Origin of the sequence: Aeromonas mytilicola subsp. aquatica (assembly GCF_044336385.1) — a bacterium.
In the GTDB taxonomy this organism is placed as follows: Bacteria; Pseudomonadota; Gammaproteobacteria; order Enterobacterales; family Aeromonadaceae; genus Aeromonas; species Aeromonas rivipollensis.
The window spans coordinates 1,636,202-1,658,682 of record NZ_CP172298.1 but is presented as its reverse complement, the minus strand read 5'-3'; the positions used below and the strand labels follow the sequence as shown (position 1 = coordinate 1,658,682).

The following is a 22,481-nucleotide window of genomic DNA, read 5'->3' as shown; positions in this document are numbered from 1 at the left end:
CTCCCCTTATTAAACACATTAATACAATACACAACTAAAAATAAAGGCGTATGACATATCAATTAATCCTCACGATCATACTTCATGGATAATACGCACTACATGGCCTAATATCTTATAATTGTAGTTGGCCCCATTTGGTAACTTAGTAGGCTGATAACTAGAATTCTCACAACGCAGAGCCCAGCCACCAGGGATTTTCTGTACATAACGAATTACAACGTATTCATCTAGCAGGACTGCGACAATACAACCATCAACTAGACGATTATCTCCAATATTGACAATAACAATATCGAATTGATTTATTTTATTCGACATGCTTGAACCTGTCTGCACATAAAATGCTAAGTTTTCGGGTTCAATACCTCTCTTTTTCAACCAGCTAATTGGTACTGGAACAGAGGTTTTAATATCATCCAGATTACTATCTAAATCACTAAGGCAATTGCTAATGATAAATATACCATCTTCATTCGTGTATTCAATATCATTTAATGATCGAACTTTTTTGTCTACATCATGCTCTGGGCTTTCTTCCAAGTGCTCCTCGAACCAAAACCTCAAATGTTTGGGCAGTATCGAGATGTGATATTCAAAAGCTTTCGTACCAGCTCGCTTTCGTTTTGCCCAATCTTTTCCATCCGCTAAACCGTCCAGTATGTCCCTTGTACGCCGATCAGTAGTTGGCATACCTGCCTTGCCAGAAAGTTCCTTTGCCGTTACCCATGAAGATTGCTTCTCATCGAGAGAATCGGACACAGCTTTGAGTTTATCTAGAGCCATAGCATTCACCAAGTTATTGTTTTTTACGCACTTTATGAAATTAAGATGCCCATCACAAAATTAACAACCAACACAAAAAGAAAAAATGTCCGTTCGTGCTTGATTTATCGTCTTTTTCGTCCTTATCATTGAACTAATAAGACATTCCGCGATACAAATAGGCGACCTTCTCATGGAAATAGTCTCTCAGAAACGGGCAGAAAAAGGGAGTGGAGATGTTGATGACCTCAGCACTCTTCGCTGCACAGGTGCTTCATCTGGAGTCTTTAGCACTATGACCACAGCCCCCACTAATGACACTGTTGTGATCAGCTACGAACTGAAAGACTGGGAATATTGCGAGCCAGAGAGCTACATCGATGAGAATGGAGAGTTGCGCTCAAACGTTGTTGGTGAGAAAAAACAAATTGGTCCGATAACACTCCTCTACTTGGTTGAGTTTGACAACAATAACAACATCGTCCATTCCGAGCCGTTAGAAGTTGCCAATATTTACTTGATGTATCTTAAAATTGAAAGAAATCTAAAATGCACATCAGTATCATCACGAGCATTAAAACATTTTTTTAGTTTTATGGCAGATGAAAATAAGCTTCGATACATCAATAATCAACCCGAATTACTCTGGGATAAAATGCCTATTCGTGAAAGTCAGCGGCCAACATATAGATATAGGAAGTGCCTAGAAGGCTGTTATAACTCTGATGATCCACAAGTCCATTTGGCCCGAAGTACTTGTAATTCCTATATGAATCGTATTGTGAACTTCTATAAGTATTATATAGAAAATAACTACTACTTTGAAAACGTCCCTTTTCAGTATGAGTTAATCCCAATTAGTATAGCCAGTAAGTATAACTATATGAGACCACAACGTCGCATATACGTGCATACGACAGATTTGCGTCTAAATCTTGGTAAGGATTTACGTAAGCGCCCTTGTCCACTGACTGCATTAACTGAAACAGAGTGGGAAGCTATACAAAAAATCATCCTTATTACACGCCAAGTGCTGACGATGCGAGATGGAGGATTAATATTAACTAACCTTCCTGAAGAATTTACGTGGATTTTACTCCTGATGCGATGGACTGGAATGCGACGTGAAGAAGTCTTAACATTGCGTACTACGCATTTTTTTAAACCAAACTACCATCAACTACTTAATGGTTATGTTGAAATTGATATAGGCCCAACTACTGGTACTAATACCAAATTCGGCAAAGATAGAACAATTGAAATGCCTAGCCAACTTATGTCTAGCATCTACAACTACTTGCAATCTAGCCGCTATATTACTCGACGAAAAAAATATCGAAAAATATGCAACAAGAATCATTTTGAAAATGACTTGGCTTTCATAAGTGAAAGTGGAGATAATTACTCTCTCAGCACACTTAATTCTCGATGGTCAGATATTAGGAGAACTATTGAAGATCCCAAATTGGGGTTGGGAGAATCATTCGAACATAAACCTCATAATTTGAGAGCAACATATGCAGTTGAAAGATTTATAAATTTACTTGATCACAACATCAGTGAAGGAAAGGCATTCCGGCATATACAGGGATATCTTGGGCATGAAAATGAAGATACAACCCTACACTATCTAACTCAGGCACAGGATAGGCGCAAGGGAAGACGAAGTCCACAGGCGGTCTGGGAAAATATAGTTGACTATCACCTTCAGCAAGGGTTGTTTTCGAAGAAGGACTCACAGTAATGGCCTTCAAAAAGATAAGTAATAGAAAGCTACCCAAGAGTAATATTATTGACTCACAACCGCCGATGCCAATATCAATTGAATTGATGGTAATCGGAACCACTAAAGGAAACTGTAATTTTATACGACTAAAATATAAAGGATGTCCCAATACACACTCATATGGCCCTAAGCGTATACGGATGTTCAAACCATCACAACACTTAATTGATATGCAACGTGATGAAGAGATAAGAAAAGTATATCTTATTTTTAGTGAATGGCCAAAAAATACAACACTATATAGTAACTTTAACTACTTAACATATTACGTGCGAATTCTTGATGCAGCAGGCATTAATTTTAATTTCTCTGAGGAAACCATATTATTGTTTGCTAAAGAACTTAATCGCTTAATGAAGCTTGACAAATGTCAGGGTGGGCTATCGACTATATCAGCCGAAAGGACAAAGACCTGTATCTCAAACATTTTGAAGTCCTCAGGAAAAAGCAATCTCGCAAGACTTCTTCCAACCATTTCAAAAGATAATAGCACTCCTAACACCAGCTTGGATGATGATGGCTTTACTGCGATTGGAAAATTTTTGCACAGAGGGTATCGCGGTTATATGGCAACTATTATGGGAGGTGTACCGCCCGTCATATGTCCACTATTCGATAAACAACGTTTAATCGAACTGAATCTATCTAGTAAAGAAATCGAATATGAATCTAAACTTGCTAAGCAGCGTGTTAAACTATCAAACGGTGACTGGCGAAATTCACTTATCAGAATAGCAATATTATTGACTTATATGTTCACCGGAATCAATCCATCGCCATTGTTCTTATTAAAGCATCGGGATGTTACATTCAAAAAAAGCGCAGGAGATCACTATATACTGAACACTATTAAGAATCGTGCTGCTGGGCAAAAGCAAACAAATGAGTTAGGTTTTACCAATTATAGTAAGAACTTTTTTGAATCATGGTTACTTGCCACTGAGCATTGGTCAGACGACCCAGATAGACTTGTTTTTCCATACTTTACATCAAGAGGTGATGTAACAACTTGGTATAAAGCTCCGGCACCACAACAACCAATCAATAAAGTATTAGTTGCTCATGGTTTACCAAGAGTACATTCCAGAATATTTCGTCAGACGCGCTCTCAGATGTTAATGAGAACTCTGAACGATATCTATGAAGTCGCAGACGCTAATAATAATAGTATTGCAACCACTAGCAAACACTATATTAATGGTGTACAAGCACACCATGAATTAGCAAATGCTAGTGCATCAATTGCACTATTTAGACTATCAAAAGGAGAGGACAAGTCTGTAATAATTGCTGACTTTGAGGCTAACGGCAAGGATCCACTTACTCATTTAGAGCACTTAAAATATAAACATCAGCCAGTCGTTACTCAAACTGGACTATGCTGCTTACAACCATTAGAAGATAAAATATCAAAAGAAAGAATTAAATATAGGAATGTCAATCCAGACTTAGATATATGCATAGACTTCTTGGAATGTTTTAACTGCCCATCTCACGCTGTGGTTGCGGAGGTGGACAATATATGGATGATGCTCTCATTTTATGACTCGTTACGACAAGCGATGACAAGATCGGCTTATAATAGTTTACCTTCTGATAAATTTCACCGTATTGAGCACAAAACAAAAATCATTCTAGATAAACTTAGAGACGCTGCACCTGATTATTATCATCAAGCAGTAGATTTAAACCGTTCTATGCCACATCCACTATATGATGATAGTGATTCGATTGATGACATTCTGAGGTTCTATAAATGAATACATTAAACGCTTATACTATACAACCTGAACAGAGCACACGGATCATTGCAACCACGCATACAGATGGAACACCATGTAGTTACGTTGATGAACTAACATGGGATTATAATGGAATGTTTTCCAATTCGAATGGGAAAGCACTTTATCTTAATTTTGGGCATATTTGTGTAGAACACAGGCTTGGAATTCAGCACGCATTACATCGAATTTCTATAGGTAAGAACTGGAGTTTTTTTACAATTTCAAATTATCGTTCTTGCTTACAGGATATCGCTGAACTAATTGGAAGTACCAACTGGGAAACCCTTAATGAAGATAAAAAATACAATACATTTAAGGATTCTCTAAAATGTAAGAATCTTAGCGAGAGTTCGATTCAAGACATACAAGCAACCTTAAATGCTATGTTTGATTGTGGTTTAACACAGCGCTGTGTTTCAACTTATGAAAATTTCTCTCAAAACTGCTCAAGTGATTGGAAAGTGAAACAAAATATAGCTTTACCTGAAAAGATGATGAGCAAATTGCTCTCAAAAGCAATAGATATTGTAGAGTGTTATCACCCATTTCGCCATGAAATAAGTTCAGTGTACGATGTTTTTTTTACTGAGTATAAACGCAGAAAAGATAATGATATTGATATAAACTCGATGGTGTCATGGGCTGATAAAAACATAAACCATAAAATACCTGGTGAAAAGTTCATAATAAATGGTCATGCAACGGGAGTTAATGAGATTCAAACTGCTTGTTGGCTGACATTATTAGGCTTTAGTGGAATTAGAACTCGTGAGGGTTTAATGATGAACCCAGAAAGTTATGATGATAGCCGTAGCTACAATGGTGTTATTGTGCCATTGATACATGGTTATATAACTAAAAACCAACCTGCCGGAAAGCCAAAAAATGAATCATGGATAACACATCCCATTGTTAAAAAAGCACTAGAGCTAGCTTACGACATGAGTAACTATGCTCGTATCTACTATCGAAAAAAATTAATGTTATTGCCTTCCAGTTCATTGAAAACACGACTATTAAATGAAACATTATCCGCATTCATAATACTATGTATTAATAAAAGAGGAAAAGGAATAATTCGGTGTCATATTGGTGATACCATATACCCATTCGCAGAAAAATATAGTGTTAGAGCAACAAATGAAGATGTTCCAGAATTTAACGTGTTAAACCCAACACGTAAAGGTGAATTAACTGTGGGTGATTTTCTACCGAAACTTTCGAACCATGATCTCAGAAGAAGCTATGCCGTCTTCTTTATGAGAAATAGATTTGGAAACCTGATGTCCCTTCGAGCTCAATTCAAACATCATAATATACTAATGACTGAGTGGTATCAGAATGGAGCATCACTTGCAGCTATACTTGATCTCCGTCTAGATGAGGACTTGTATCAGATGGTTCTTGCTGCCAACCAAGAAATACATGAAAACACTCTTTTCTATATATATAATGAGGCTGAAACTTTAAGTGGTTTTGAGGGGAACAGAATAATCACTTCTCGTAGAGCTTATCAAGACAAATATCCTGGCCAGATTTATATGACTATGGATGAGATTCGTATCAGCATACGAAATAATACGACTTCGATAGTTGAGCACCCAACTGGTTTCTGTTTCAATCCCAGTTGTGACCGAGTCTGTGCTACTGACAAATCCACACAGACCTGTAAACACGAGGTAATAACGCCAGAAAAAGCACGTGAAGCCTTACCGAGACATCAACGTTTAGTAAGAAAATTCCGTATGCTCAATACCGGTCGCTATTACTTAAAAGCTATCCTTATAGACCTAAAAACACATATACACTGTATTGAAAAATCGTTTAGTGAACACAATATATCATTTGAACCATTTACAGATCAGGTCAAGTCTCCAAGTATAGAGGATATTTTATGATTATAAAATCTCAGGCTACCGAGCAACGTCTTCGTGATGCATTAAAACGCCTCTTAGAAGGCACACCTGAGCGAACCAAAGCAGACAACAAAATAAATCTCTCACGAATAAATCGTGAAGCTGGATGCAGCCATGGTTTAATCTATAGTTATCCACTTTTTATTAGTGATGCAAAAATTGAAATAGCGAAACACAAGGATAAACTTCAGCAAAATGCGTTTCAAGATAATATCTATAAAGATGCCGATAAAATTTCCAGGCTTAAATCAGAACGCAACAAGCAAGAACAGCTGAAGTGCGATTATCGTAATCAAAGAGACCACTTACAGTCTTTATCTGATGCGGCAGTGAAACGTGAAAATGAACTGTTATTTAGATGCTTTGAATTACAAATAGAACTTAGCAAGCTTCGGGAATCAAATGTTATCGATTTAAATGATAAAGACTAGTTTTAGAACAATCACTTAATGTTTCAATATTTTTAAATTACCCCCCCCATAAAATGGAACGAGATTACATCTCAACATGCACATTCCAAAAGCAGCTACTTTCTCAGTATTATTTCATTCGGTAGGTATACCATTACGATCTCACTCTCATTTTTAGATATGAGTTAAATAACTTAAATTCTTTTTTTATAACCCCACCATTAAACTCAATAGATCATTTCAAATAAATAAAATAAAAAAGTTGAAACCTTCAAACTATTTAGCAAAATGTACAACGAAAACTTCATTTTTTGAGAAAAGTGTGAAAAGCATTTAACTTATTGTTTTGTATTTATATTCTATTATTTTTCTCATTAAGTTAGTAACAGTAGAAAATGATGATGTGGGTCAGGCCGCTGCCGCGAAACAGATCCCACTGGGCATCCGTGATGCCCCCCTGCTCCCCGAAGCTGAGCGCCGCCAGCAAGGGGGCCTGCTCCAGCCCCTGCCAGGCGCTGCTGGCCGCGGCAAGCCAGCGCTCCCGCATCCCCGGGGCCGTCTCCTGGACCTCGACGATCCGGCGCAGGTTGCCGGTCGCCGTGATCCCCTTGCCAAGCAGCAGGCGCCGCCCGTCCATGCCCGCCTCGTTGGCCAGCCCATGGGCGGGCTTGAGGGAGCTCACCAGGGTGATGCGACTGCCTGCGGGCAGGGGCGGCAGGGCCTGATAGGCGTTGACCCTGACGAGGGGGGATATCGCGAGGGGCTGCTCGTCCAGCGTCTCGACCCGCAGCAGCAGGCGGGCAAATTTATCTCGCGGTTTATCGCCCGAGGACTCCGTACTTTGCACCCGTGCGGTTATGATGTGGCTGGTCTGTGTCTCCAGCTTGTCCAGCCAGGCCAACCGATACTGCAGGTTCAGCTGCATCCAGAGCACGCCGAGCACCAGAAACATGAGCCGCCAATGACGGCCATGGGCGAGCAGGATGGCGAGGGCCAGCAGCGCGCCGCCCCATGCAGTAGAGGGTAACCAGGGCCAGAGCAGTGAGGAGCTTGCCCCCAGGGCAAACGACAACAGACGCAGATCCATGGAGCAAGTATTTAGCAAGGTTTCAAACATGCCCAAACGACTCATAAAACGCTGGCTGCCCGATCAGGACAAGCTCAAGGAACACAAGCACTTGCGGCTGTTCGGCAAGCTGCTGCTCGATGCCAACCTCTGGCACCTCAACCGCCGCTCCGCCGCCGGAGCCTTTGCGGTCGGCCTCTTCATGGCCTGGATCCCCCTCCCCTGCCAGATGCTGCTGGCGGCCGGTGGCGCCATCCTCTTTCGGGTCAATCTGCCCCTCTCGGTCGCCCTGGTCTGGCTCTCCAACCCCTTCACCATGCCGCCGCTGTTCTATGGCGCCTACCTGGTGGGCTGCCAGTTGCTCGGGCACCCCGCCCAGCACATCGATATCCAGTTCACCTGGGAGTGGCTTGTCTCGGTATTTGAAACCCTGGCCCCGCCGCTGCTGCTGGGCTCCCTGGTGCTCGCGCTGCTGAGCGCCTTTATGGGTTACGCCTTCATCCGCACCTTGTGGCGCATCAACACAGTGCGCCAATGGCAGAAGCGCAAGGAGGCGCGGGCATGCTGAGCCGCTGGCTGGCCCGTATCAAGATAGACCCGGACACCCTGCGCCAGCATAAGTGGTTCGCCCTCTTTGGTGAGCGCCTGCTGACCCCCACCCTCTGGCAGGGCGGCACCCGGGCACTCAGCGGCGCCGTGGCGGCCGGCCTCTTCGCCAGCTGGATCCCCATCCCCATGCACTCCCTCGTCGCGGTCGGACTGGCGCTGGCGTTTCGCCTCAACCTGCCGCTGGCCCTGCTGGCGGTCTGGTTCAACAACCCGCTGACGCTGCCCTTCATGTACCTCTATGCCTATCGCACCGGCTGCCTGGTGCTGCACCAGACGCCGGAGCCCTTCCACCTCACCTGGTCATTGCACTGGCTGGAGTACGAAGCGGCGACCCTGGTGCCCCCCTTCCTGCTCGGCAGCCTGTTGCTGGCGGTGCTGACCGCCGCCACCGGGGCCCTGCTCACCCTGCTGATGCTGCAACTGGGCAGACTGACCGGCGCCCGCTGAGCCTCCTGCCCGCCCTTCGGCTTAGCCACAGTGCGCAATTCGCGCCGCCTTGCCATCGTTTGGCTCTGCCACCACACTCCTTGTAGCCCTCAGCTTGCCGCTACCTGCAAAGACAAGGAGTTCACCATGGCCCAACCCCTGACGCTGGCCTATGCCAATGGCCAACCCATCTCACTGCTGCCCGCCATGGCCAACCGCCACGGCCTCATCACAGGTGCCACGGGGACCGGCAAGACAGTCACCCTGCAGGTGCTGGCAGAGGGGTTCTCCCGCCTCGGGGTGCCGGTCTTTCTGGCGGATGTGAAGGGGGATCTCAGCGGCCTCGGCGCCGCCGGCACCCCGTCGAGCAAGCTGGATGCCCGTCTGGCCCAGCTCGGCATCCCGGCCCCCGCCTTCGCCCCCAGTCCGACCCTGTTCTGGGACCTGTTTGCGGAGCAGGGGCACCCGGTGCGGGCCACCGTCTCCGACATGGGGCCCCTGCTGCTGGCCCGTCTGCTCTGCCTCAACGACACCCAGAGCGGGGTGCTGGAGCTGGTGTTCAAGGTGGCGGACGACGAGGGCTTGCTGCTGCTCGATCTGAAAGACTTGCGCGCCATGGTGCAGTTTGCCGGAGACAACGCCAAATCCCTTACCACCCGCTATGGCAATGTGTCCACCGCCTCCATCGGCGCCATACTGCGCAACCTGCTCACCCTGGAGAGTGCGGGAGGGGACCACTTCTTCGGCGAGCCCATGCTGGATATTCAGGATCTGCTGCAGACCGACGGGGCCGGCCACGGCCACATCAATGTGCTGGCGGCCGGCAAGCTCACCCAATCCAGCCGCCTCTATGCCTGCTTCCTGCTCTGGCTGTTGTCCGAGCTGTTCGAGCAACTGCCCGAGGTGGGGGATCCCGATAAACCCGTGCTGGTGTTCTTCTTCGACGAGGCTCACCTGCTGTTCAACGACGCCCCCAAGGCGCTGCTGGAGAAGATAGAGCTGGTGGTGCGCCTCATCCGCTCAAAAGGAGTGGGCGTCTATTTCGTGACCCAGAGCCCGGCCGACATTCCCGACAGCGTGCTGGGACAGCTCGGCAACCGGGTGCAGCACGCCCTGCGCGCCTTTACCCCGAGCGACCAAAAAGCGGTGCGCATCGCCGCCAACACCCTGAGGGCCAACCCGACCTTCGACGCGGCCGGCGTCATCACCGAGCTCGGGGTGGGCGAGGCCCTGGTCTCCCTGCTCGATGAGAAGGGGCGCCCAAGCGTGGTGGAGCGCGCCTTTATCGCCCCGCCCGCCAGTCGCATAGGTCCCCTGGGCGACGCCGAGCGGCAGGCCCTGATCCAGGGATCCGTGCTCCACGGCCGATACGAGACCCGCGAGGATCGCGAATCCGCCTTCGAGCGCCTCAATGGCGGGGCACCAGCCGCCTCGGATGATGTCTCCCAGACCCCGTCGGAGCAGGGGGGCGGATTGCTCGACGCCCTCAACGGTATCCTGTTCGGTCGCACAGGCCCGCGCGGTGGCCAGCATGACGGCGTGGTGCAGACCGCCGCCAAGAGCGTGGCCCGTACCCTGGGCAACGAGGTGGGGCGCCAGCTGGTACGGGGCGTGCTGGGCTCCCTGCTGGGGGGCAGCAAACGGCGCCGTTGATGCCGGAAAACAGACATGAAAAAGCCCGCCGACATGGCGGGCTTTTTACTGAGCGGATGCCGATGGTTGTGCTTACAGCACCTTGGCGATGGCATCGCACAGGGGATCTATGATATTGACGCGGGTGACTCCCGCATAGAACCTCTTCGCCTCAGTTACAGCACCTTGGCGATGGCGTCGCACAGGGGATCTATGTTGGCGCGGGTAATACCGGCCACGCTGATCCGGCCGGAGCCGACGATATAGATGGCAAACTCGCTCTTGAGACGCTCCACCTGATCCTTGGAGAGACCGGAGAAGGAGAACATGCCGTTCTGCTCGCGGATGAAGCTGAAGTCCTGGCTCACACCGAGGGCAGCCAACTTCTCTACCAGCAGTTCACGCATCTCGCGAATGCGCACCCGCATGGCCGCCACCTCTTCCACCCACTCGGCATAGAGGGCCGGATCGCTGACTATGGTGGTCACCACAGCGGCGCCGTGTGACGGCGGGTTGGAGTAGTTGGCACGGATGACGGTCTTGACCTGGGTGAAGGCCACATCGGCAATCGCCTTGGTCGCGCTGACCAGGGTGAAGGCACCGACCCGCTCGTTGTAGAGGCCGAAGTTCTTGGAGAAGGAACTCGCCACCAGCAGTTCGTCATGGCACTCGGCGAAGATGCGCAGCCCCTCGGCATCTTCCTCTATACCACGGGCAAAACCCTGATAGGCGAAGTCAAACAGCGGCAGCCAGCCGGCGGCGGCGCTCTGCTTGGCCAGGGTGCGCCACTGATCAGCTGTGGGGTCGATACCGGTCGGGTTGTGGCAGCAGCCGTGCAGCAGCACCAGATCGCCGGCCTGCGCTTCGCAGAGCGAGGCCTGCATGGCGGCAAAGTCGAGACCCTTGGTCGCCGCATCGTAGTACTTGTACCACTTGACGGTGAGGCCGGCAGCCTGGAACACGCTGACGTGGTTGGCCCAGGTGGGATCGGAGATCCAGATGGTCTTGGCCAGACCGTTGCGCACCACGAACTCGGCGGCGATGCGCAGGGCACCTGTACCACCCGGCGCCTGGGCTGTCTTGGCGCGGCCGCTGGCAATCAGGGCAGAATCCTGCCCGAACAGCAGTTGCTGCACTATGCGGCCATATTCGATATTGCCTTCAATACCGAGGTAGTTCTTGGTCTTCTCGTCGGTGAGCAGCTTCTGCTCGGCTTTCTTGACGCAATGAAGGATAGGAGTGGCACCGGTCTCATCCTTGTAGATCCCGACCCCCAGATTGATCTTGTGGCTGCGAGAGTCGGCACGGAAGGCTTCGGTCAGGCCCAGGATCGGATCCGCTGGGGCGGCAACAACCTTTTCAAACATGGTATTCCCTGTATTCCGTTGAGTTCATTGGCTGGCAAACTAGGTTGGCAAACAAAAGCGCTCCTTTGGCGAGCGCTCCGTCAACTCTTTATACCACTGCCTTCCATAGGGGAAAACCGCTTTCTCAAGGGTGATGACGGGCCCCCTCAGCCGATGGCATGCCAGCCCGATGCCAGGGCGCATACCTCTGCCGACAGGCCGCGGTTCGACTCCACCAGATCGCTGCACAGGGCCCGCAATGGACGAGGGATCCGGCTCGGCTCCCAGGGGCGAGCGTCCTGCAGAGGGGCGGCATAGGCCTCCTTGATGGGAGCCAGGTCCCGGGGCAGCCACCAGCTGGCCGGGCGTCCCAGCCGCTGGGCCAATACCAGGACCCTGTCGACACCGGCCGGATCCAGGGCTGTGAGGTGGCTCCAGAGGGTCTGGGGCGGCAAGGCAGCAATCAGGGGTTGCAGGGCGCCGGGATCCTGGGCAGGAAGCCAGACCAGCAAGGCGTCGTCCGGGAGGTTCAGCTCGGCGAAGACCCCGACGGAGTCGGTGCTGATCACCCGCTGGATCTCCCCCTCGCCCCAGAGGATCTTGCCAAGCCCCGCCAGGGTGCGGGCGGGCAGCGCCACCTCTCCCAGGGTGTGCAGCCAGGGGGCCGCATCGAGCAGGGTACCGCCGCTGAAGAACAGGCTGAACGGGCGGGCGGCCCTCAGGCGCAGCGGCAGATCGCTGCACAGCCGTATCCCCTTGTCTTCGAAGTTGATCTGCTCGACCGGACTGAAGCTCGCCTCCCCCTTGCGATAGAGTGCCGCCAGCACCCGCTCGTTGACCCGCTCCCCCAGTTGCCAACCCTGGGCATGGAGCCACTCCTCGGGTTCGGGGGGAGCACAGGCCAGCTCGGCCAGCATCAGCTCGCGGGTGAGATAGCGCCGTCCGGCCGGGGTCAGCTCATAGCGGTGATTGCCAAGGGGGAGCAGCAGCTGGTTGTCCCTGAGCATGCCGATGAGGGGCTGCCATTGGCGACCGCGGATAACCTGGGGCGCCTCGTCCAGCAACTGCTGAGCCAGCGCTCGCCACTCGGGGTGACTGAAATCGATCACACGCATCCTTCCCTGTCTGCAGACCATCTTTCAACGAATTGAATAATCTAGCGATTTACGACTAAGGAGCCAAGGGCGGAAAAGAGACAACGTGACCTGGCGCAGGGCCAAACGGCGGGGGAATGAAGAAGGTGAAAGGCAGATAAAACAAAACGGCCAAGCAAGCTTGGCCGTTTATCAACTAAATCCGTACTAAGACTGGATTAGAAGTTGTATTGCAGGGCAACAGTGAACTCGTCGTCCATGTCATCGATACCCTGGATCTTGTACTCGGTGTACGCCTTCAGCTTGGAAGTGAAGTTGTACTGAACACCCAGCAGGGTTTCGTCAACCATGTCTTCGTAGGAAGAACCGGCAGAGTTGTCCTTGCCTTCCTTGAAGTTGTAGCCAGCCAGGAAGGTCCAGGCATCAACGTTGTAGGAAGCAGCCAGCTCGTAGCCACGACCTTCACCCTTGTAACCGGTGGTGTCGTTCTTCAGGTCGCCTTCGGTGTAGACACCGGCGAAGTAGAAGCCGTTGATGGCGTAGTGTGCGCCCAGGGCCCACTCGGACTTGTCACCAGTGTTGGTGCTGGTGGTGCTTTCCAGGTCGGAGTAAGCGTAACCGCCGTTCAGGCCCAGACCGAAGTCGAAGTCATAACCGATGGCAGCTGCGTAGCCGTAGTTACGCTTCAGGTCCGGGAATACGGTAGTGACGGTTTGGCCACCCATGTCAGAAACCTTGACGGCTTCGTCGTCGTTGGTCTGGTAGGACACTTTGCCCTTGAAACCACCGTAGGTGTTGGAGTAGATGATCTGGCCTTCTTGACGACCGTCGTAGAAGTTACCGTAATCACCCCACTCGTTGAAGATATCGGTCGGCTCCAGCACGTCGTAGAACGCGGTGTCGGTCTGGCCGAAGATGATCTTGCCGTACTGGGTACCGTCGAAGCCAACCCAGATGTGACGGGAGTTGAACTTGTTGTCGGAGTTTTCGGCGGAAACCTGCCACTCAGTCTTGGCAATACCGGACCAGGTGTTGTTCAGCGCAACTTTACCGGACCAGCCCAGACGGGAGGAACCGATCAGCTCGGCATCACCAGCGTTGCTGGCAGTGATGGGGCTGGCGTCGTCAGCGTCAGCATAGTAGTTAGCCTGAACACGGCCGTAGATATCAAAGGAGGTACCGTCTTTGTCATAAACGACTGCGGCGTTAGCGGCAGATGCGAACAGAGCCGGGATAGCGATAGCCAGAATTGTCTTTTTCATAGTTGTTTCCAATGCCTACTGTAATTAAACACTAAGTCCTTGTTATTCCCTGTGTTAGCGATGTTCTTTGCATCACTATGCCGCCGAGACTATCACCGGGTTTTCCGATCCGCAACGAAAAAACTTGGAACTTTTTGAGAAAACCATAGTCATAGGGAAAAAATTGTGAGCTGAATCCCATATTGTTTGCCCTCTCAGGGAAAACGTTTACAGCGATACGCGCTGCCTGAAACGCCCTTTTTTGGTGGTTTATTGCACGCACAATCCACCCGATGACATAAGTGCGGATCCCGGCCCATAACCCCTGCCTCACCTTGCCTCGACCCAGGCCGCCTGTTGCGGGTATCCTGTGGTCATTCATTCCAGACACGGTCACGCCCCATTCATGCTATCGACTCGCCTCAAAGCCACCATTCGCAATACCTATCGACAGATTGCCGATGGTTTACCCGGTTTTGTGCCGCGCAAGGAGCAGAATTTTCTGGTGGCCGAAATCGCCAAGACCCTCACCGGAGAGTATGAAAAGAGTCGCCGCATCCTGGTGGCCGAGGCGGGCACCGGCATCGGCAAGTCCCTCTCCTATGCCCAGGGCGCCATCCCGGTGGCGCGGCTCACCCAGAAGAAGCTGGTGATCTCCACCGCCACCGTCGCCCTGCAGGAGCAGTTGATCCACAAGGACCTGCCCTTCTACCATCGCCACAGCGAGCTGCCGTTTCGCTTCATGCTGGTCAAAGGGCGCCAGCGTTACTGCTGCGAGCATCTGCTTGAACAAGCGGCAAGCGGCGCCGATATGGCCAATTTCGAACTCGATTTCGGCAGCTTGAGCAAACACAAGCCGTCAGATTCTGACAAGGAGCGCTATCAGGCGCTGTGGCAGGCCTACACCGAGGGGAAGTGGGACGGGGACAGGGACAACTGGTCCAAGCCGATTCCGGATCTGTGCTGGGATCGCATCGCCGCCGATCGCCACAGCTGCAACAAGGCGCTGAGCCACCACCAGCACTGCCCCTTCCACCGTGCCAGGAATGACATGGACGCCGCCGATGTGCTGGTGGTCAACCATGCCCTGCTGCTCTCTGACCTCACCATGGGCGGCGGCATCATATTGCCGCCACCGGACGAGTGTATCTATGTGCTGGATGAGGCTCACCACCTGCCGACCATAGCCCGGGATCACGGCGCCGCCTCTGCCAGCGTCAAGGGCTCTCGCCGCTGGCTGGAAAAACTGGTGCAGAGCGCCGGCAAGCTGGCCAGGGCGCTGAACAAGGAGAGCCTGCTCGACCCCCAACTCAAGCTGCAGGATGCCCTGGCCTCCCTGCAACCGGATCTCAAGGCGCTGGAGCAGTGGCTCGCCGGCAACGATCAGCTGTTTGGCACCGAGCAGCACCACAGGTTTGCCGAGGGGGTGCTGCCCGATCCCCTGCCCATGCTGGCGGAGAACCTGAAGGAGGCGAGCAAGAAGGCGCTGCGGGCGCTGGACAGGATGCAGGGCGCCATCGGCGAGGCGCTCAAAGACGGCGAAATCCGTCGCAAGGAGGCCGAGCCCCTGCTGGCGGAGAGCGGTTTTCACCTGCAGCGACTGGAGAGTTTCTGCGCCCTGTGGGAGATGCTGAGTCGCCACGTGCCGACGGGCAAGACACCGCTGGCCCGCTGGATGGCCAGGAGCGAGGATGGGGACATCTGGCTGCACGCCTCCCCCATAGAGGTGGGTTATCTGCTGGAGGAGTGGCTCTGGTCTAGGTGCCTGGGCGCCGTGCTGGTCTCGGCCACCCTCACCGCCCTCTCCTCCTTCAGCTATTTCCGCCACCAGGTGGGGCTCAAGGAGCATGACGGCACCCGCTATCTGCGGCTGCGCTCTCCTTTCGAGTACCACAAGGCCGAGCTCTATCTGCCCAAGATGACCCATGAACCCAGCGCTCCCGGCTTTACCCAGGAGCTGGTCGATACCCTGCCCCGGCTGCTGGCGGGCAAGGAGGCGAGCCTTGTGCTCTTCTCCTCCTACCGGCAGATGAACGAGGTGGCGGTGGGGCTGCGGGCCAAGGGGCTCTCCCTGCTGGTGCAGGGGGAAGCGTCGCGCAACGCCCTGCTGACCTTGCACAAACAGAAGTGCGACGGCGGCCAGGCCAGCATCCTCTTTGGTACCGGCAGCTTCTCCGAGGGGCTGGACCTGCCCGGCCACTACCTCACCAACCTGGTGATCACCAAGCTCCCCTTCGCGGTGCCGAACTCCCCGGTGGAGGAGGCGACCGCCGAGTGGGTCGAAAAACGCGGTGGCAACCCCTTCCTGCAGCTGACGGTGCCGGAGGCGTCCCGAAAACTCATTCAGGCCTGTGGTCGTCTGATCCGCAAGGAGGCCGATCGGGGCCGAGTAACCATTCTCGATCGGCGCCTTCTTACCAAACGCTACGGCAAGGGCTTGCTCGATGCCCTCCCCCCCTTCACCCGGCGTATCGAGTGAGCCATGCCGGGTTTATTTGACAGATAAGTCAGCAAGCTGCCTGCCGGGCGGCGCCACAAACGGCTATTGCCGCTCTGGGGCAAACCTGTAAAAATGAGCCCCTATTTTTCAGTGGGCAATCGCCTGACTGTTCAAGGAGATGAAATGAAACTGACTGTTCTGGTGCCGGCTCTGGCTGGTCTGTTGTGGGCAGGTAGCGCCCTGGCTGATAGCCAACTGGAAATACACAATCCCTATGTGGTGCAGTTGATCGATGGCGAGTCCATCAATCCCAAGCTGCTGGAGAAGACCAGCAGCTTCCCCATCAGTGCCGGCAAGCACCAGCTGGTGGTGGCCTTCGAGGGCAACTACTCCAACCGCAACGACATCAAGCTGGTGACCGCCGAGCCTCTGGTGATCAACTTCACCGCCGCCGACAACCAGACCCTGGTGCTGGATTTCAAGAAGCCCCGTAACGAAGACGAAGCCAAGGCATTCGTGAAAGAGCAGAAGGTCGTTCTCAAGGACAAGGTCAGCGGTCAGGCCCTGGCCAGCGAGCAGTTCGTCATGCCGAAAGTGGGTGGCTTCCAGCTGACCCGTGACTACCAGCAGGAGCTGCTCAAGATGGGCAAGGCCTTCAACCAGCCAGCGACCGTTGCCGTCTCCACCGCTGCCGTGATGGCCGCCGCCAGCGCGCCGGTCGAAGTGGCGCCGAGCAAGGCCCAGAGCAATCCGGAAGCCCTGACCCAGCTGCAAAACTGGTACAACAAGGCGGATGCGGAAACCCGCAAAGCCTTCCAGATCTGGGTGATCCAGCAGCAATAAGGCGCAGCACGTCGCTTTATGCATAGAGGGGAGCCTGGCTCCCCTTTTTCATATCAGTTCAGGCCGATTGCCATGTCCCTGCGCATCTTCTATCACCCCCATTACTCCTCCCTGACGCTGCCCGAGCGTCACCGCTTTCCCCTGGCCAAGTACCAGGCGCTCTACCAGATCCTGGCAACACTGGGCTATCCGCTGGCAGAGGCTCCCGCCGCGAGCCGCCAGCAGATAACCCGGGTCCACGACGCCGACTATGTAGCGGCGGCCCTTGCCGGCACCCTGGATGACGGCGCCATCCGCAGACTCGGCTTTCCCTGGTCACCCCTGCTGATTGAACGCACCCTGCGCTCGGTCGGGGCCACCATAGCCGCCAGCCGCCACGCCCTCGAGCAGGGCTGCGGCCTGCAGGTCTCCGGCGGCTATCATCACGCCCACAGGGACTTTGGCAGCGGCTTCTGCCTGTTCAACGATCTGGTGATAGCGGCCCGGGCCTGCCTCGACGAGGGGCGCTGCGAGCAGGTGCTGATAGTGGATCTGGATGTCCACCAAGGGGATGGCAGCGCCGCCCTGTGCATGGGGAGCCGGGACATCATCACCCTCTCCCTGCATGGCGAGCACAACTTCCCCCGCGACAAACCGGCCTCCCATCTGGACTTTGCCCTGCCAAGCGGCATGGAGGACGACGCCTACCTCGAGACCCTGACCCAGGCGCTGTCACTGGCGCTGCGCCTCTACCGCCCCGACCTCATCCTCTACCAGGCCGGGGTCGACGTGCACCAGGCCGATGAGCTCGGCTATCTCTCCCTGAGCGACGCCGGGGTGCGCCAGCGGGACGCCATGGTGTTTGACTGTGCGATAAGCCACGGCCTGCCCATCGCCGCCGTACCGGGAGGCGGTTATCGGCGCGACTGGCGGCAGTTGATCCCGCTGCACCTCTCCCTGTTCGAAGAGGCGAAAAAGCGCTACGGCTAGCGCCCCTTTCCCCCTCGCCAGTCTCTGATAACAACAAGGCGGCCCCGGGGCCGCCTCTTCTTATATAGGGCACAGCTGCGTTTTGCAGCGCCTGTCACCAGAGACAGGACAGGGCGTCATGCATGGCTCTCGACGCTCTTTTCTATCAGACACTCGCCATCAGGCATGTGCCACCGGGGTCGGATGCTCACCCACGGGGCGCAGCAGCATCAGCAGATAGATGAAGGACACGCTGGCGATCATGATAAACAGCTGCTTATCCGAGTAGTGCTGCATCAAGAGCGAGGTATAGGCCGGGCCGAGCAGGCTGCCTATGGTGTAGCTCAGCAGCAGCGCCTGATTCATCGCTACCAGCTGATGCTGCTCGACCTTCTCGCAGGCCCAAGCCATGGCCACCGGATAGAGGGTAAAACCGGCGGCGCCCAGGATGAAGAGCGCCGGACCCATCGCCAGGTTGCCGAGCATAGCCAAGGCGCCCAGGATGACCACCAGCACCTGCAGCCGCAGTACCGGCAAGCGACCGAACCTGTCTGCCAGACGGCCGGCAGGCCACTGTCCCAGGATGCCGGCGCTCACCATGACCGCCATCCAGTAGCCGATACCGGCATCACTCACTCCCTGATGGTTCAGGTAGAGTGGCATCAGGCCATAGAGCGACCCCAACACTATGCCGGAGATGATGCAGCCATTGACCCCAAGGCGTGCCTGACGCAGGCGCAGCATGGGCCACACCCGGGTTGCCCCCTGCTGCTCGCCCTGCTCGTTGACAATGCGGGTAAAGAGCAGCGGCAGGATGGCGGCCAGTACCAGGCCAGTCACCCAGGGCAGCACATCCATCAGACCGGTCGGCAGCGTGCTGACCAGCAGTTGCCCGAGCACAGTCCCCATGTAATAGACCATCATGTAGGCGGCGAGCAGGCGCCCCCGGTTACGCGCGTTGCCGCTGCACATCAGCGCACTCTCAACCACCACCCAGATCATGGCGCAGCCGATGCCGGCGATGAATCGCCAGATAAGCCAGCTCCAGAACCCCAGGGTGAGCCCAAGCCCGACACAGGCTGCGGCGAAGAGCGCAGAAGCCAGGTAGTAGCTGCGGTTGAACCCGGCATGCTTGATCAGCGCCCCCGCCAGCAAAGTCCCCAGCAGGTTGCCGCAAAAATAGGCGGAGCCGACCATGCCCACCTGCCAGGTCGGCAGCTTGTCATGGGCAAGCCAGAGCGGCACCAGGGTATTCAACACTGCTATGGCCAGGGTCAGTAGCAGCAGGCCACAGAGCAATAACTGCACTGGCCGGGAGTATGTGGTCATGGATAAAACCCTGGGGAGAGGCAAAATGCGAGCGCATCATGCCACCGCCAATGCCATTGTCAATCGGCACTGAACGAGCCGCAGCCAGGTTTTGCCCCGGCCCGGCCATTGGCGTCATAACAGAAGAGGCGACCCCGGGGTCGCCTCTTCGTTATAGCTGCCACAACATCGGCTATTTCTGACGCTTTTTGGCGTACTTGCGACGGGCCCGCGCCTGGCGCTCCTCTTCCCGTTCGGCCTTCTCCTTGGCCTTCTCCTCAGCCTCTTCTGCCGCCAGTATGATCTCGGCGCTCACCATCTCAGGGGTCTCCAGGGAGATGCGCCCCAGCATACCTGAGCGGAACTCGTTGACCAGGATCTCGGAGGCCTTGTGCAGATCCGCCAGGCCGCCCTTGCGCACGAAGGCGCGCTGACGGGCGATCATCTCCAGCAGCTCGATCTCGGTCTCGGGCAGATCGGTTATCTGGTAGCGGGCCTTGATGCGCTCGGGGTAGGCCTTGATGAAGTAATCGGCGGCGAACATGGCGATGTCGGCGTAGTCAAAGACGGTGTCCTTGATGGCCGCGGTGATGGCCAGCCGGTAGCCGCAGGAGGGCGGGTTGAGCTTGGGCCAGAGGAACCCCGGGGTATCGGTCAGGATGACGTTGTTGTCCAGCTTGATCCGCTGCTGGGACTTGGTCACCCCCGCCTCGTTGCCGGTCCGGGCTATGATGCGCCCCGCCAGGGTGTTGATCAGGGTGGACTTGCCCACGTTGGGGATGCCCATGATCATGGCCCGCACCCCGCGCAGGTCGAAGTTGCGCTCCGGCAGCATCTCGTGGCACAGGGTCAGCAGCGCCTTGATCTTCTCCGGCTCCTGCTGGGTCAGGGGCAACGCCTTGATCCCCTTCTCTTGTTCCATGTGCGCCACCCACAGCTCGGTGATCGCCGGATCGGCCAGATCCGCCTTGTTCAGCACCTTGATGACAGGGGTATCCCCACGCAGCTCGGGCACCAGGGGGTTCTCGCTGGAGAAGGGGATGCGGGCATCGAGCATCTCGATGATGACATCGACCTGGGGCATGACCTCGGCAATTTCTTTGCGGGCCTTGTGCATGTGGCCGGGGAACCAGTTGATGGACATATCCGTTACTCTCTCATTGGGGATGCTGGCCCCCGCTGGGGGCTGCGGGCGCCTGGTGATGCGCCAAACCGCTGGCACTCATCGCAAGGGGGCACATTTTACCTGCTGCGGCCCTGATTTGACAGGCCATTGTGGCCACAGGCGTGCACGGCAGCGGCGCCGGTGCCACCACGACGGCCTGGGGCAGAAGGGCAGGCAGCAATCAATAAGTGGTTGATACAACATAACATTTATATAGTGCCTTCACCGTATTGTCATCCAGACTCACTAAAAGTGTCATCTGCCCCCTCTAGGCTGCGCTCAGGTTTTACAAGGAGCGAACCCCAATGAGAAACATGGCAGGACTTGCAGTGATGATAGGCGCCACCCTGGTCGCCGGCTGCAACTCCAACAATGACAGCAGCACCCCGGAGCCCAGCGCCAAAAACGTCATCTTCTTCCTCGGCGACGGCATGGGCCTCAACACCCTGACCGCCGCCCGCATCTACGGTGTGGGGGAAGAGGGCAGCCTCACCATAGACACACTGCCGGAAACGGCCTTCATCAAGACTTTCTCCCACGACGCCCAGGTCACCGACTCGGCCCCCTCCATGGCGGCCTACATGACAGGGGTCAAGAGCAACAACGGCGTCATCAGCATGGACAGCGACGCTACCTATGAGAGCGACTGCAGCCAGAGCGCCGGCAAGCCGGTCACCACCTTGCTGGAGCTGGCCAAGGCCGACGGCCGCGGCACCGGCGTGGTCACCAGCACCCGGGTGACCCATGCCACCCCGGCCGCCACCTATGCCCACATCTGCAACCGGGATCTGGAAGCCGACATCGCCGCCCAGCTGGTACCGGGCGGCGCCGGTTACAACGGCGCCCTGAAAGAGGGGCTGGACGTGGTGCTCGGTGGCGGCAGCAGCTTCTTCCTGCCCACCGCCGACAAGGGCAAGCGGGAGGATGGCCGCAACCTCATCAGCGAGATGCAGGCCAAGGGCTACCAGTTTGCCAGCAACCTGGACGAGCTGAACCAGGCCGAGGCGGGCAAGCCGCTGCTGGGGCTGTTTGGCGCCAGCCACATGAAATATGACCTGGACAGGCCCGCCAGCGAGCCCTCCCTTGCCCAGATGACCCTGGCTGCCATCAAGCAGCTCAAGGACAAGGAGAAGGGTTACTTCCTGATGGTGGAAGGGGGCCGCATCGATCACGCCCTGCACGACACCAACGCCAAGCGCGCCCTGCAAGATACCCTCGCCTTCGACGACGCCATCAAGGCCACCATCGACGAGGTGAAGAAAACCGACCCCGAGCTGAAAAACACCCTGATAGTGGTCACCGCCGACCATGACCATACGCTGGTGCTGAACGGCTACGCCAAGCGCACCGGCAAGACCACGGCTGGCAACCCCGGCGTGCTCGGGCTGGTAAAGAACTACGAGACCGGCGAGCCGAGCAAGGACAGCGACGGCATGCCCTACACCATCATCGGCTTTGGCAACGGCTACAACCGGGTGGATGGCCCGCGCAGCAGCGTGGCACCGCTCGACGATGCCACCGTCTCGGCCGACGACTATCACCAGGAGGTGGCGGTCAAGGTGGGCGAGCTAGGCAACGAGACCCACGGCGGCACCGACGTCTTCCTCGGCGCCATAGGCCAGGGGGCTGACAGCTTCCACGGCTCCCTCGATAACACCGCCGTCTTCGGCAAGGTCAAGGCTGCGGCCAAGCTGTGAGGATC

18 protein-coding genes are annotated in these 22,481 nt (G+C 54.5%); 11 read left to right on the top strand and 7 right to left on the bottom strand.

Features of this window, described 5'->3' with window-relative positions:
• Window positions 1–75: 75 nt before the first annotated feature.
• Window positions 76–786, bottom strand: coding sequence for a helix-turn-helix domain-containing protein (locus ACFWHB_RS07710; RefSeq protein ID WP_395949845.1), 711 nt, complete (start codon window positions 784–786; stop codon window positions 76–78).
• Between the two features lie 172 nt (window positions 787–958).
• Between ACFWHB_RS07710 and ACFWHB_RS07705 the strand changes: the two genes are divergently transcribed.
• Genes ACFWHB_RS07705 through ACFWHB_RS07690 form a run of 4 tightly spaced genes read left to right on the top strand, consistent with a single transcriptional unit; the run spans window position 959 to window position 6,682 of the window.
• Entirely contained in the window at window positions 959–2,509 is a 1,551-nt protein-coding gene (locus tag ACFWHB_RS07705; RefSeq protein ID WP_395949844.1) for a tyrosine-type recombinase/integrase, read from the top strand.
• Window positions 2,509–4,311: a hypothetical protein gene (locus tag ACFWHB_RS07700; RefSeq protein ID WP_395949843.1), complete on the top strand. Its 1,803-nt coding sequence runs from the start codon at window positions 2,509–2,511 to the stop codon at window positions 4,309–4,311. The genes ACFWHB_RS07705 and ACFWHB_RS07700 overlap by 1 nt, the downstream gene beginning before the upstream one ends.
• Window positions 4,308–6,233 carry a hypothetical protein gene (locus ACFWHB_RS07695; protein ID WP_395949842.1) on the top strand — a complete coding sequence of 642 codons (1,926 nt, stop codon included), beginning with the start codon at window positions 4,308–4,310 and terminating at the stop codon, window positions 6,231–6,233. The genes ACFWHB_RS07700 and ACFWHB_RS07695 overlap by 4 nt, the downstream gene beginning before the upstream one ends.
• Window positions 6,230–6,682 (top strand): hypothetical protein, encoded by a 453-nt coding sequence (locus ACFWHB_RS07690; RefSeq protein ID WP_395949841.1) that lies wholly within the window; start codon window positions 6,230–6,232, stop codon window positions 6,680–6,682. Before ACFWHB_RS07695 ends, ACFWHB_RS07690 begins: the two co-directional genes overlap by 4 nt.
• A 358-nt stretch (window positions 6,683–7,040) precedes the next feature.
• Here the strand turns inward: ACFWHB_RS07690 and ACFWHB_RS07685 are convergent, their stop codons facing one another.
• The gene (locus ACFWHB_RS07685) at window positions 7,041–7,778 is read right to left on the bottom strand and encodes a DUF4131 domain-containing protein (RefSeq protein WP_395949840.1); all 738 of its coding nucleotides are present in this window, start codon (window positions 7,776–7,778) and stop codon (window positions 7,041–7,043) included.
• Between ACFWHB_RS07685 and ACFWHB_RS07680 the strand changes: the two genes are divergently transcribed.
• The 3 genes from ACFWHB_RS07680 to ACFWHB_RS07670 all read left to right on the top strand — a co-directional run bounded on the left by ACFWHB_RS07680 (window position 7,777) and on the right by ACFWHB_RS07670 (window position 10,415).
• The gene (locus ACFWHB_RS07680; RefSeq protein ID WP_395949839.1) at window positions 7,777–8,295 is read left to right on the top strand and encodes a DUF2062 domain-containing protein; all 519 of its coding nucleotides are present in this window, start codon (window positions 7,777–7,779) and stop codon (window positions 8,293–8,295) included. The two genes, ACFWHB_RS07685 and ACFWHB_RS07680, sit on opposite strands and share 2 nt — an antisense overlap.
• Window positions 8,289–8,783: a DUF2062 domain-containing protein gene (locus tag ACFWHB_RS07675; protein ID WP_395949838.1), complete on the top strand. Its 495-nt coding sequence runs from the start codon at window positions 8,289–8,291 to the stop codon at window positions 8,781–8,783. Before ACFWHB_RS07680 ends, ACFWHB_RS07675 begins: the two co-directional genes overlap by 7 nt.
• Window positions 8,784–8,909: 126 nt before the next feature.
• Window positions 8,910–10,415 (top strand): helicase HerA-like domain-containing protein, encoded by a 1,506-nt coding sequence (locus ACFWHB_RS07670; RefSeq protein WP_395949837.1) that lies wholly within the window; start codon window positions 8,910–8,912, stop codon window positions 10,413–10,415.
• A 155-nt stretch (window positions 10,416–10,570) separates the two neighbouring features.
• Here ACFWHB_RS07670 and ACFWHB_RS07665 read toward each other — a convergent pair whose 3' ends face one another.
• The 3 genes from ACFWHB_RS07665 to ACFWHB_RS07655 all read right to left on the bottom strand — a co-directional run bounded on the left by ACFWHB_RS07665 (window position 10,571) and on the right by ACFWHB_RS07655 (window position 14,096).
• Entirely contained in the window at window positions 10,571–11,761 is a 1,191-nt protein-coding gene (locus ACFWHB_RS07665; protein WP_395949836.1) for an amino acid aminotransferase, read from the bottom strand.
• A gap of 146 nt (window positions 11,762–11,907) precedes the next feature.
• The gene (locus ACFWHB_RS07660) at window positions 11,908–12,849 is read right to left on the bottom strand and encodes a hypothetical protein (RefSeq protein WP_163153749.1); all 942 of its coding nucleotides are present in this window, start codon (window positions 12,847–12,849) and stop codon (window positions 11,908–11,910) included.
• Between the two features lie 203 nt (window positions 12,850–13,052).
• Entirely contained in the window at window positions 13,053–14,096 is a 1,044-nt protein-coding gene (locus ACFWHB_RS07655; RefSeq protein WP_106886400.1) for a porin, read from the bottom strand.
• Between the two features lie 385 nt (window positions 14,097–14,481).
• On the opposite strand from ACFWHB_RS07655, the gene dinG reads away from it, so the two are divergent.
• The 3 genes from dinG (at window position 14,482) to ACFWHB_RS07640 (ending at window position 18,327) form a co-directional block, all read left to right on the top strand.
• Entirely contained in the window at window positions 14,482–16,554 is a 2,073-nt protein-coding gene (gene dinG, locus ACFWHB_RS07650; protein WP_395949835.1) for an ATP-dependent DNA helicase DinG, read from the top strand.
• Window positions 16,555–16,698: 144 nt separating this feature from the next.
• Entirely contained in the window at window positions 16,699–17,358 is a 660-nt protein-coding gene (locus ACFWHB_RS07645; protein ID WP_106886398.1) for a YccT family protein, read from the top strand.
• 72 nt (window positions 17,359–17,430) lie between these two features.
• Window positions 17,431–18,327: a histone deacetylase family protein gene (locus ACFWHB_RS07640; RefSeq protein ID WP_289984586.1), complete on the top strand. Its 897-nt coding sequence runs from the start codon at window positions 17,431–17,433 to the stop codon at window positions 18,325–18,327.
• A gap of 159 nt (window positions 18,328–18,486) precedes the next feature.
• Here ACFWHB_RS07640 and ACFWHB_RS07635 read toward each other — a convergent pair whose 3' ends face one another.
• Both ACFWHB_RS07635 and ylqF read right to left on the bottom strand, forming a co-directional pair.
• Window positions 18,487–19,635 (bottom strand): MFS transporter, encoded by a 1,149-nt coding sequence (locus ACFWHB_RS07635; RefSeq protein ID WP_395949834.1) that lies wholly within the window; start codon window positions 19,633–19,635, stop codon window positions 18,487–18,489.
• Window positions 19,636–19,807: 172 nt separating this feature from the next.
• On the bottom strand, window positions 19,808–20,758 hold the full coding sequence (gene ylqF, locus ACFWHB_RS07630; protein WP_106886395.1) for a ribosome biogenesis GTPase YlqF: 951 nt from the start codon (window positions 20,756–20,758) through the stop codon (window positions 19,808–19,810).
• A gap of 326 nt (window positions 20,759–21,084) precedes the next feature.
• Between ylqF and ACFWHB_RS07625 the strand changes: the two genes are divergently transcribed.
• Window positions 21,085–22,476 carry an alkaline phosphatase gene (locus ACFWHB_RS07625; protein ID WP_395949833.1) on the top strand — a complete coding sequence of 464 codons (1,392 nt, stop codon included), beginning with the start codon at window positions 21,085–21,087 and terminating at the stop codon, window positions 22,474–22,476.
• Window positions 22,477–22,481 lie beyond the last annotated feature (5 nt).